This window comes from Rhodospirillum rubrum ATCC 11170 (assembly GCF_000013085.1).
Classification (GTDB): Bacteria; Pseudomonadota; Alphaproteobacteria; order Rhodospirillales; family Rhodospirillaceae; genus Rhodospirillum; species Rhodospirillum rubrum.
This window is the reverse complement of sequence record NC_007643.1, coordinates 3,869,671-3,880,362: the sequence shown is the minus strand read 5'-3', so window position 1 is coordinate 3,880,362 and position 10,692 is coordinate 3,869,671. Positions and strand designations below refer to the sequence as shown.

Sequence of the window (10,692 nt, the reverse complement as noted above, 5' to 3'; positions counted from 1 at the left end):
GGCCTACCCTCGGCGTTTCCGGTGGCGCTGTCCAGAGGGGGACGGCGGACGTGGGGCCGGCGGGGCCTTGCGGAGGGGCTCCGCCCGGCCCCGGCTCCTCAATCGTCGCTCATGCGCAAGGCGTTGATGAAGGCGGATTGGGGAATTTCCACCTTGCCGAACTGGCGCATCTTCTTCTTGCCCTCTTTCTGCTTCTCCAGCAGCTTTTTCTTGCGGGTGATGTCGCCGCCATAACACTTGGCGGTGACGTCCTTGCGCATGGCGGCGATGGTCTCGCGGGCGATGACCCGGCCGCCGATGGCCGCCTGGATCGGCACCTTGAACAGGTGACGGGGGATCAGGTCCTTGAGACGGCCGCAGATCTGGCGCCCGCGGAAATCGGCCTGGGTGCGGTGGGCGATGAAGGCCAGGGCGTCGACCGGCTCGTTGTTGACCAGGATCGACACCTTGACCAGATCGCTTTCGGCATAATCGGCCACCTCGTAATCGAAGCTGGCATAGCCCCGGCTGATCGATTTCAGCCGGTCATAGAAATCAAAGACGATCTCGTTGAGCGGCAGCTTGTAAACGGCCATCGCCCGCGACCCGGCATAGGTCAGATCCATCTGGATGCCGCGCCGCTCGGTGCACAGGGCCAGGATCTGGCCCAGATATTCATCGGGCACCATGATCGTCGCCTTGACCCAGGGCTCCTCGACGAAATCCAGGCGCACCGGATCGGGCATATCGGCGGGATTGTGCAGTTCCAGCAAGGTGCCGTCGGTCATATGCATGCGATAGACGACGCTGGGCGCGGTGGTGATCAGATCAAGGCCGAATTCGCGTTCCAGCCGCTCCTGGATGATCTCCATATGGAGCAGCCCCAGGAACCCGCAGCGGAAGCCGAAGCCAAGGGCGGCGCTGCTTTCGGCCTGGAACTCGAAACTGCTGTCATTGAGGCGCAATTTGGCCAGGCTTTCGCGCAGCACCTCGAAATCGCTGCTGTCGACGGGGAACAGGCCGCACCACACCACCGGAATCGACGCCTTGAAGCCGGGCAGGGCCTCGGCGGCGGGGGCCCGGTCATCGGTGATGGTGTCGCCGATCTGGCAGTCGGCCACGCTTTTGATGCCGGCCATGACGAAGCCCATTTCGCCGGCTGACAGCGAGTCGGTTTCCAGCATCTTCGGGGTGAAAACGCCGACCTTGTCGATGGGATGGACGGCCCCGGTGGCCATCATCAGCATCTTCATGCCCTTGCGCAGCACGCCGTGGCGCACGCGCACCAGGATGACGACGCCCAGATAGGAATCGTACCACGAATCAACCAGAAGTGCCTGGGTCGGGGCGTCGACATCGCCGGTCGGCGGCGGCAGGCGCAACACCAGGGCTTCCAGCACCTGATCGATATTGAGGCCGGTCTTGGCCGAAATGCCGACGGCGTCCGAGGTATCAAGACCGATCACGTCCTCGATCTGCTGCTTGATCCGCTCGGGTTCGGCGGCGGGCAGGTCGATCTTGTTCAGAACCGGGATGATCTCGTGGCCGGCGTCGATCGCCTGATAGACATTGGCCAGGGTCTGGGCCTCGACCCCCTGGCTGGCGTCGACGACCAGCAGCGAGCCTTCGCAGGCCGCGAGCGAGCGCGAAACCTCATAGGCGAAGTCGACATGGCCCGGCGTGTCCATCAGATTGAGCTGATAGGTGCGGCCATCGCTTTTGGCGGTGTAATGCAGGCGCACGGTCTGCGCCTTGATGGTGATGCCGCGTTCGCGCTCCAGATCCATCGAATCGAGGAGCTGCTCCTTCATGTCGCGCGCCTCGACTCCGCCACAGGTCTGGATCAGACGGTCGGCAAGGGTGGATTTGCCGTGGTCGATGTGCGCGATGATCGCGAAATTGCGGATGTGGGACAGATCGCTCATCTCTCGCCTGGGGCTGGAACGGCGCGGCAGGCGCCCGGAAGGGCGAGACCATAGGGCCAAACCGCCCCCGGTTCAACAGAACCAAAAAGCCGGTGTCGCCGAGGCCTCTCCCAACCCGCGTCGAAGAACTTGGCCTCGGGTGGGTGGCGCGCTTGACTGGAAAGCTTATACTTCCGAAAACATCGAGCCAATCAGGTCGTCAAGGCCAGCGGTTCCCTCCCGCCGTTCGGGAAGGATCGGACCCGGGGATAACACCGAAATGAGTGACAACGGCGAACCAAAGCCGGAAGAAGACGGCGCTCCAAGCCAGCCGATCGATGCCGAGGCGTTGCTTAAGATGGCCCGCGAAAAGACGGTCAGCAGCCGCAACCGTCTCGCCGAGGCGATGGTCGACCTTTTTTCGGCCCGGGGCCGGGTGCTGACCGAGCGCGAGCGGACGCTGATGGTCGATATCCTCAAGCGGGTTTTGCGCGAGATCGAGCATTCGGTCCGCAAACGGATCAGCAGCGAGCTGGCCGAACGCACCGACGCGCCCCACGCGCTGATCAGCTTCCTGGCCAATGAAGATATCGATATCTCGTTTCCCATTCTCAGCCAAAGCCGGGTTCTTCAGGATGCCGATCTGATCGAGGTCATCCGCAACCGCACCTTCGAGCATCAATTGGCCATCGCCGTGCGCTTCGAGGTCAGCCCCCAGGTTTCCGCCGCCCTGGTGCAAAGCGGCGACGCCACCGTCATCACCGAACTTTTGCGCAACCCCGACGCCCGCATTTCGGCGGCGACCATGGATTATCTGGTCGAGCAATCGCGCCGGGTCGACACCTTTCAGGAGCCGATCCTGCGCCGGCGCGATCTGCCGCCCGATGTGGCCAAGCGCATGTTCATGTGGGTCTCGGCCGCCTTGCGCAAATATATCGTCACCCAGTTCGATCTCGACCCCGACAGCGTCGATGATCTTCTGGAAAAAGCCGCCCATGACGGCATCGAGACCACGCTCGATGAACGCGGCCCCCAACCCGCCGCCGTTCTGGCCGATACGCTGTTCCGCAAGGGCGATATCAATGTCGAACTGCTGATCAGCAGTCTGCACGACGGCGAGGTCGCCCTGTTCATCGAACTTTTCGCCCGGATGAGCGGCATGCGTCCGGCCCTGGTCCAGCGCATGTTGTTCGAGCCGGGCGGCGAAGGGCTGGCGATCGCCTGCAAGGCCCTGGATTTCGCGCGCGAGGATTTCTCGGTGCTGTTCTTGCTGTCGCGTCAGGCCCGGCCGACCGGGGTCAGCAGCCTGCGCGAGACTCACGTCCAGGTGATGGAGATCTTCGATCGCATCGCCCTTGAGGATGCCCGGCGCGTGCTTCGTCGCTGGCAGCGCGACCAGGATTATCTCAAGGCCCTGCTGTCGCTTGAAAGCGAGGCCAGCGCCCCCACCCTGGTCTTCGGCCGCCCGGCCTCTTCCCGTCCTTTTCGGCGGCAACCCAAGGAAAGCTAGGCGATGAGCGGCGAGCCCGTCGGTCTGGCCCTGCAACGTCTCTACGACTTGACCCGTCTGGTTTCCGACTGGATCTGGGAGACCGATTCCGCCGGCCTTCTGACCTACGCTTCCGACCGGGTTTTTGAAATCCTCGGATATCCGGCCCGGGCCCTGATCGGCCACCCCTTCGCCGAACTTGCGGCCTCGGGCGACCCGCCGTTCTTCAAAAGCGATCCGCGGCCCTTCCGCGAGCAGCGCTTCGAGGCCCGCCACAGCGACGGCTCGCCGCGCGTTCTGCTGATCAGCGCCGTTCCGCTGTTCGATGCGCAAAGCGGCGACCGCCAGGGCTGGCGCGGCGCGGCCAAGGATATCACCCAAAGCGAGCGGGCCGACGCCGAGATGGACCGCCAGCGCCGTTTCCAGCAGACCCTGCTTGACGCCATCCCCCTGCCGGTTTTCCTGAAAGACCGCGAGGACCGCTATCAGGGCTGCAATCTGGCTTTCGAAACCGCCTCGGGCCGCAGCCGCGCCGAAATCCTCGGTCAGCGGATGGAGCAGGTTCTGCGCAGCGAGAATTACGACCGCCACCGCGCCGAAGAGGCCCTTGTGCTGCGCGAGGGGCGGACGCGGGTGTGGGAGGCGATGGAACACGACGTCTCGGGGCGCCACAAGCTGATCTCGATCACCGCCTCGCCCTATCGCGAACCGGGCGATCCCACGGTGCGCGGCTTGATCGGCGTCGTCTCCGATATCACCCGGCGCCAGCGCGCCGAGGACGCTTTGCGGGCCTCGGTGGTCGAATTGACCGCCTCGAACCGCGAGCTGCAGCATTTCGCCGAGATCGCCGCCCATGACCTTCAAGAACCGGTGCGCGCCGTGGTCAGCCATTGTCAGCTTCTTGAACGCCATCTGGGCGACGCCCTGGACGGGCCGGCCCGCGACCATATGATCTTCGCCATCACCGGCGCCCGGCGGATGCGCGATCTTATCCAGGATCTGTTGATCTATGCCCGGGCCGGTCGCGATGGCCAGTTCCACGAGGTCGTCGACACCGCCGATCTGGCGCGCGAGGTCGTTTCCGCCCTGGCCGACGAGATCGCCGCCAGCGGCGCGACCATCCGCATCGACCCGCTTCCCAGCGTTCTCGGGCGGCGGCGCGATTTGTTCGACGTGATGGTCAACCTGTTTGACAACGCCTTGAAGTTCCGCCGCCCCGATGTCGTTCCCGAGGTCACCCTGAAGGCCGCCGAAACCCTGGATGCCTCGGGTCTGTGGTGCTTCACCCTGAGCGATAATGGCATCGGCCTCGACCCCGTCCACGGTGCCCAGATCTTCGCCCTGTTCCGCCGGCTCCATGGCGCCGACCGCTATCCGGGCACCGGGGTTGGGCTGGCGATCTGTCGGCGAATCGTTGAACAGCACGGCGGCACCATCTTCGTCGAAAGCGCCCCCGGGGTCGGCACGCGCTTCCATTTCACCCTTCCCGCCGCCCCCTCCGAGGAGCCGGATCGGCTGGTCGGCCGAGGAACCCGCTCCGCGCCCCGACCTGTTATCGACGGGGGCGGGTGAAAAAGCCGTCACCCGCCACTGGAAATTCACCATCGCGTCGGTGTAGCGTGCCGCCATGAAACAGTCTTTCGCCTTTTCCCGACTCGGGTTGGCCCTTCCTCCCGTCGAACCCGGCTGGGTGTGGCTGGTTGGCGCCGGTCCGGGCGATCCCGGCCTGCTGACCGTGCTGGCCGCCCATGCCCTGGCCGAGGCCGATGTGGTGGTCCACGACGCCCTGATCGACGGCCGGGTCCTTGGCTTGGCGCGCGAGGAGGCCGTGTTGATCCCGGCGGGCAAACGCGGCGGCCGCCCCTCGCATAGCCAGCCCGATATTTCGGCCCGGCTGGTCGATCTGGCACGGGCCGGCAAGCGGGTCGTCCGTCTCAAGGGCGGAGATCCCTTTGTCTTCGGGCGCGGCGCCGAGGAGGCGCGGACCCTGGTCGCCGCCGGCGTGCCCTTTCGCATCGTCCCCGGGGTGACGGCCGGGGTGGGCGGGCTGGCCTATGCCGGCATTCCCGCCACCACCCGCGACACCAATGCCACCGTGACCTTCGTCACCGGCCATGCGGCGACCGGCGAGGTTCCCGATACCTTCGATTGGGAAGCCCTGGCCCGCTTGCCGGTGCTGGTTTTCTACATGGCGCTCAAAACCCTTGATGTGATCGCCGCCCGGCTGATGGAGCATGGCCGGTCGGGCGAAACGCCGGTCGCCTTCGTCTCCGACGCCACCACCGCCGCCCAAAGGGTCCATATCACCACCCTGGCCCAGGCGGTGACGGAGCGCGATCGCCTGGGCATCGCGCCGCCGGCCCTGGTGGTTCTGGGCGATGTGGTGCCGCTGGCCCGCGATCTGGCCTGGTGGAGCCCGCCCAAGCAGGGGTGCGGTGGCGAGGTCTGGCCCGATCCCATGCAATCGATTCCCGGATCGGCGACCCCGCTGATTGGCGATTAGAGCGAAAAGGCGCGCCCCATGGACCAGCAGGCCGTTCTTCTGGCCATCCTCGAGTCCGGGATCGCCCATTGTCAGGCCGTCGTCGTCTCCGAGGGCGGGATTCTGTCGGCCCTGTTCCTGGCCGGGTTGACCGGCAGCCTGCTGCACTGCACGGGGATGTGCGGTCCCTTCGTGCTCTCGCAGGTGAACGCCCGCATGGCGACGATTCCGGCGGCGCGCATGCGCGAATGGCACCGGCTGACCGGCGCGGCCCTGCTGCCCTATCATCTTGGGCGCGGCACCACCTACAGCCTGCTTGGCGCCTCGGTCGGGCTGCTTGCCGGCTCGCTCGACGGCTTCGCCGTCCTCAAGGATCTTTCGGCGGTGCTGCTCGGTCTCGCCGCCCTGCTGTTCCTCGGGCAGGCCCTGCCCCGGCTGCACCTGCCGATGCCGGGTCTCGGCCGGCTGGAGCGCTGGTGGTCGGGTGCTCTTGGCAAACGGGCGCGCGGCCTGTTCGCCGCCCCCACCGGCTGGCGCGGCTACGGCCTGGGCCTGCTGCTCGGCTTCATTCCCTGCGGTTTGCTCTATGGCGCCTTGGCCGCCGCGGCGGCGACGGGCAACGCCTTGGCCGGGGCGATGGGCATGGCGGCCTTCACCCTGGGCACGATTCCGGCGCTTTTGGGCGTGGGGGTTCTGGGGCAGATCGCCACCGCGCGCTGGCGCGGCGTTATGGACACGGTCGCGCCGGTGTTGTTGATTATCAACGCCGGGATTCTCGCCCTACTGGCGGTCCGGCTGGTCGTCTGATCCCGTCCGCTTTTCGTCAGGAGCCCGCCGTCCCATGAGCAAGTCGTCGTCTCCCGCCCCGACCGGCAAACCCCTGAAGGTCTTCGGTCCGCTGCTCGCCGTGCTGGTGATCGCCATCGTCGCCATCGGCGCCCGCTTCGCCCTGATGCCAACCGGGACCGGCAGGGCGGCGGCCATCGGCGGTCCCTTCGCCCTGGTCGATGACCGGGGCGAGACGCTTACCAACGACACTTTTGCCGGGCGCTTCATGCTGATTTATTTCGGCTATACCTATTGCCCCGATGTCTGCCCGACCAGCCTGGGCGAAATGGCCGCCGCCCTTGACCAGCTTCCCGAGGATCAGTTGGCCCGCATCGCCCCGATCTTCATCTCGGTCGATCCCGAGCGCGACACCCCCGCCCTGATCGGCGATTACGCCCGGGCCTTTCACCCGCTGCTGATCGGCCTGACCGGCAGCCCGGCGCAGATCGCGACGGTCACCAAGGCCTATAAGGTCTATTTCAAGAAGGTCGAGCAAGAGGCCGGCGCGCCCTATCTGGTCGATCACTCCTCGGTCACCTATCTGATGGGGCCCGATGGCCGCTTCATCACCCATTTCTCCCACGGCACTCCGTCCGATGAGATGGCGGCGCGGCTGAGCAAGATCCTGGCCGATACCCCCTCATGACCCTCCCTTTCGCCGCGCCTCCGCCGATCGCCCCCGGACTGATCCTGTCGGCCCCGGCTTCGGGATCGGGCAAGACAGTGCTTACCTTGGCGATCCTGCGCGCCCTGCGCCAGCGCGGCGTGGCGGTGGCCGGGATCAAGACCGGCCCCGATTACATCGACCCCGCCTTCCATGCCGCCGCTTCGGGGCGGCCTTGCGTCAATCTTGATAGCTGGGCGATGGCGCCCTCCCTACTGCGCGGCCTTGCCCGCGCCCAGGGGACGGGGGCCGATCTGCTGCTGGCCGAAGGGGTGATGGGGTTGTTCGACGGCGCGCTGGGCCTGCCGGCCGGGTGCGACACCGCCGATGGATCGACCGCCGCCCTGGCCCGGCTGCTGGGCTGGCCGGTGGTGCTGATCGTCGATGTCAAAGGCATGGCGACCAGCGTCGCCGCCCTGATCGCCGGCTTCGTCCGCCATCGCCCCGACGTGGCGGTGCGCGGCGTCATCCTCAACCGCGTCGGCTCGGCCCGCCACGTGGCGGCGATGACCGCCGCCATCGCGAGCGAGCTTCCCGAGCTGTGTATTCTGGGCGGCCTGCCGCGACAGGGCGATCTGGCTTTGCCCGAACGCCACCTTGGGCTGGTCCAGGCCCGCGAGCATCCCGACCTGGAGCGTTTTCTTGACGCCAGCGCCCGGCTGCTGACCGAGCATATCGACCTTGATCGCCTGATCGCCCTGGCCCAACCGCTCAAAAACGGCCCGACCGATGCGGCCCCCCGGCCCTTGCCGCCGCCCGGCCAGCGCATCGCCCTGGCCCGCGACGACGCCTTCGCCTTCACCTATCCGGCGGTTCTGCAGGGTTGGCGGGACGCCGGGGCGGAGATCACTTTTTTCTCGCCCCTGGCCGACGAGGGCCCCGACGCCACCGCCGACGCCATCCATTTGCCCGGCGGCTATCCCGAGCTTCATGCCGGGCGTCTGGCCGCCGGTCGGACTTTCCTGCCCAGCCTGCGCGCCGCCGCCGGGCGGGGCGTGGCGATCTTTGGCGAATGCGGCGGCTATATGGTTCTGGGGCGCGGCCTGACCGCCGCCGACGGCACCCTCCACGCCATGGCCGGGCTGCTGCCCGTCGATACCAGCTTCGCCGCCCGCCGCCGCCATCTTGGCTATCGGCGGGCGCGGCAGCTGTCGGCGGGCTGGCCGGGGGCGGTGGGAGAGGGGTTTTCCGCCCATGAATTCCACTACGCCTCGATCATCGCCGAGGCGGGGGACGAGGCGGGGCGGTTGTTCGCCGTTACGGATGCCGGCGGAACGGCGCTGGGGTCGGTCGGCCAGCGCCGGGGATCGGTGGCCGGCAGTTTTCTACATCTGATAAGCGCGGCGCCGGGGCCAGCCTGAACCCCTCGATCGCCAGCCCCTCGTGGCGGAGCAGCCAGGCCTTGCGGGCAAGGCCGCCGGCATAGCCGGTCAGGGCGCCCGAGCCGCCGATTACCCGGTGGCAGGGTAAAACCAGCGACAGCGGATTGAGGCCATTGGCCCGCCCGACCGCCCGGCAGGCCCCGGGCGCGCCGATGCGCTCGGCCAGGGCGGCATAGCTCAGCGTTTGGCCAAAGGCGATGGTGCGCAGGGCCTTCCACACCCGGTTCTGGAAGGGGGTGCCGCCGTAATGAACGGGCAAAGCGTCAAGGGCGGTTAAATCGCCGGCGAAATAGGCCGCCAAAGCCGAGGACGCCCCCAAAGGATCGTCCTTGGGGATAAGCGCCGCCCCGTCGCCAACCTCGAGCAAACGCATCAAACGGGCTTCGTTATCGGCGAAATCCACGCCACGCAGGCTCTGGTCGTCGGCGACCACCAGCAAGCGGCCGAGCGGGCTGTCGGGGCGATCGATAAACAGCGGTGTCATCAGGGCATGCTCCACAGGTGTAAAACGGCATAGGACCGCCAGGGACGCCAGTCTTCGGCGCGGGCCAGCAGGGCGGCCGGGGTGGGGCGCACCCCGTCTTCGGCCAGGGCGCGCAGCACTCCGATATCGCCGACCGGCAAGGCGTCGGCCTCGCCCAGGGCGCGCAGGGCGATATACTGGGCGGTCCAGGGACCGATGCCGGGCAGCCGACAAAGCCGGGCGACGGCGGAGTCAAGATCGGGACCGGGATCAAGAAGGCCCGGGGTCTCGACCACCGCCCGGGCCAGCCCGCTGATCGCCTTGGCCCGGGCGGTGGTCAGCCCCAGGCCGCCCAAATCGGCCTCGGCCAGCCGCGCCGCCGTGGGGAACAGCCGCGACGGCCCGGCCGGCGGGGCGTTGGTCAAGGGCTCGCCAAACGCGCCGACCAGCCGGCCGGCCAGGGTGGTGGCGGCGGCGACGCTGACCTGCTGGCCGAGGATCGCCCGCACCGCCAGTTCGAACCCGTCCCAGGCCCCGGGCACCCGCAGGCCGGGACGGGCGGCGACCAGGGGGGCCAGCAGCGGGTCGGCCCCAAGATGGGCGCCGATCGCGCCGATATCGGCATCGAGATCGAACACCCGGCGCAGGCGGGCGACCAGCGCCGCCAGCCCCTCGGGCCGGTCGAGGGAGGGGGTGACGACCAGCCCCTCGGCCGACCCGCGAATGGTGACGACGCCGCGCGCCGCGCCGATGGCGATGGCGCGGACATAGGTGTCGCCCTCGACGCGCTCCAACCCGGGAACGGCGCGCTGGCGGAAGAAGGCCAAAAGCCCCGGCCAATCGAAGGGTTGGCGGGCGGCCAGACGCAGCACCGGCCCGCCCTCGCCGACGATCGCGGCGCCTTTGGCCCGGCGCAGGGCGGTGGGTGGGCAGCCATAGGCGGTGCGCAGGGCGTGATTGAAGCGGCGCAGGCTGCCATAGCCCGCCGCCAGGGCGATCTCGGTCATCGGCAGCGCCGTATCGCTGATCAGCGTCTTGGCAAACAGCAGTCGTTGCGCCTGGGCCACCGCCCCGGGCGAGATCCCCAGGTGATGAAGGAACAGGCGGCGCAGATGGCGCTCGCCCAGCCCCAGGCGCTCGGCCAGGGCGGCGACGCTGCCCTCGTCAAGGGCGCCCTCGCCGATCAGCGCCAGGGCGCGGTTGACGCTGGCCGCCGTTCCCAGCCAGCCGCCAAGGCCGGGCGCGGCTTCGGGGCGACAGCGCAGGCAGGGGCGGAAGCCGGCGGCCAGGGCCTGGGCGGCGGTGGCGACGAACAGGCAGTTCTCCATGGCCGGGGTGCGCGCCGGGCAGATCGGCCGGCAGAAGATGCCGGTGGTGCGCACGCAGGTGAAGAAGCGGCCGTCGAAGCGCTTGTCGCGGGCGGCGACGGCGCGGTGGCAAAGCGACGGATCGCTGGGCGGGTTCGGATCGTGTTGGGTCATGGCGCCAGTGTGGAACACCC

Annotated in this window: 9 protein-coding genes; 6 read left to right on the top strand and 3 right to left on the bottom strand. The window is 68.0% G+C overall.

The genetic code is table 11. From position 1 onward, the window contains the following. Nucleotides 1-98: 98 nt before the first annotated feature. Nucleotides 99-1,904 carry a translation elongation factor 4 gene (gene lepA / locus RRU_RS17400; protein ID WP_014626581.1) on the bottom strand — a complete coding sequence of 602 codons (1,806 nt, stop codon included), beginning with the start codon at nt 1,902-1,904 and terminating at the stop codon, nt 99-101. Nucleotides 1,905-2,163: 259 nt separating this feature from the next. On the opposite strand from lepA, the gene RRU_RS17395 reads away from it, so the two are divergent. The 6 genes from RRU_RS17395 to RRU_RS17370 are packed head-to-tail and all read left to right on the top strand — an operon-like array spanning nt 2,164 to nt 8,707. Further along, the gene (locus RRU_RS17395; protein WP_011391111.1) at nt 2,164-3,393 is read left to right on the top strand and encodes a DUF2336 domain-containing protein; all 1,230 of its coding nucleotides are present in this window, start codon (nt 2,164-2,166) and stop codon (nt 3,391-3,393) included. A 3-nt stretch (nt 3,394-3,396) separates the two neighbouring features. Beyond that, nucleotides 3,397-4,944: a sensor histidine kinase gene (locus tag RRU_RS17390; protein ID WP_011391110.1), complete on the top strand. Its 1,548-nt coding sequence runs from the start codon at nt 3,397-3,399 to the stop codon at nt 4,942-4,944. Nucleotides 4,945-4,999: 55 nt separating this feature from the next. Continuing rightward, a complete protein-coding gene (gene cobA, locus RRU_RS17385; protein WP_011391109.1) occupies nt 5,000-5,875 on the top strand; it encodes a uroporphyrinogen-III C-methyltransferase in 876 nt (291 codons plus the stop codon). A gap of 18 nt (nt 5,876-5,893) precedes the next feature. Further along, nucleotides 5,894-6,661 carry a sulfite exporter TauE/SafE family protein gene (locus RRU_RS17380; RefSeq protein ID WP_011391108.1) on the top strand — a complete coding sequence of 256 codons (768 nt, stop codon included), beginning with the start codon at nt 5,894-5,896 and terminating at the stop codon, nt 6,659-6,661. Nucleotides 6,662-6,695: 34 nt separating this feature from the next. Next, nucleotides 6,696-7,328, top strand: a complete 633-nt coding sequence (locus RRU_RS17375; RefSeq protein ID WP_011391107.1) for an SCO family protein — start codon at nt 6,696-6,698, stop codon at nt 7,326-7,328. Next, nucleotides 7,325-8,707: a cobyrinate a,c-diamide synthase gene (locus RRU_RS17370; RefSeq protein WP_011391106.1), complete on the top strand. Its 1,383-nt coding sequence runs from the start codon at nt 7,325-7,327 to the stop codon at nt 8,705-8,707. The genes RRU_RS17375 and RRU_RS17370 overlap by 4 nt, the downstream gene beginning before the upstream one ends. On the opposite strand, the gene RRU_RS17365 is transcribed toward RRU_RS17370, so the two are convergent. Together RRU_RS17365 and RRU_RS17360 are read right to left on the bottom strand one after the other, a co-directional pair. Further along, the gene (locus RRU_RS17365; RefSeq protein WP_011391105.1) at nt 8,604-9,212 is read right to left on the bottom strand and encodes a methylated-DNA--[protein]-cysteine S-methyltransferase; all 609 of its coding nucleotides are present in this window, start codon (nt 9,210-9,212) and stop codon (nt 8,604-8,606) included. The two genes, RRU_RS17370 and RRU_RS17365, sit on opposite strands and share 104 nt — an antisense overlap. Next, nucleotides 9,212-10,690 (bottom strand): DNA-3-methyladenine glycosylase 2 family protein, encoded by a 1,479-nt coding sequence (locus tag RRU_RS17360; RefSeq protein WP_237703795.1) that lies wholly within the window; start codon nt 10,688-10,690, stop codon nt 9,212-9,214. Before RRU_RS17360 ends, RRU_RS17365 begins: the two co-directional genes overlap by 1 nt. Nucleotides 10,691-10,692: the final 2 nt, after the last annotated feature.

Excerpts from the sequence above, each read along its gene's own strand:
- RRU_RS17380 (WP_011391108.1), top strand. The coding sequence starts at position 5,894 with ATGGACCAGCAGGCCGTTCTTCTGGCCATCCTCGAGTCCGGGATCGCC.
- lepA (WP_014626581.1), bottom strand. The coding sequence starts at position 1,904 with ATGAGCGATCTGTCCCACATCCGCAATTTCGCGATCATCGCGCACATC.
- RRU_RS17365 (WP_011391105.1), bottom strand. The coding sequence starts at position 9,212 with ATGACACCGCTGTTTATCGATCGCCCCGACAGCCCGCTCGGCCGCTTG.
- RRU_RS17395 (WP_011391111.1), top strand. The coding sequence starts at position 2,164 with ATGAGTGACAACGGCGAACCAAAGCCGGAAGAAGACGGCGCTCCAAGC.
- RRU_RS17375 (WP_011391107.1), top strand. The coding sequence starts at position 6,696 with ATGAGCAAGTCGTCGTCTCCCGCCCCGACCGGCAAACCCCTGAAGGTC.
- RRU_RS17390 (WP_011391110.1), top strand. The coding sequence starts at position 3,397 with ATGAGCGGCGAGCCCGTCGGTCTGGCCCTGCAACGTCTCTACGACTTG.
- RRU_RS17370 (WP_011391106.1), top strand. The coding sequence starts at position 7,325 with ATGACCCTCCCTTTCGCCGCGCCTCCGCCGATCGCCCCCGGACTGATC.
- cobA (WP_011391109.1), top strand. The coding sequence starts at position 5,000 with ATGAAACAGTCTTTCGCCTTTTCCCGACTCGGGTTGGCCCTTCCTCCC.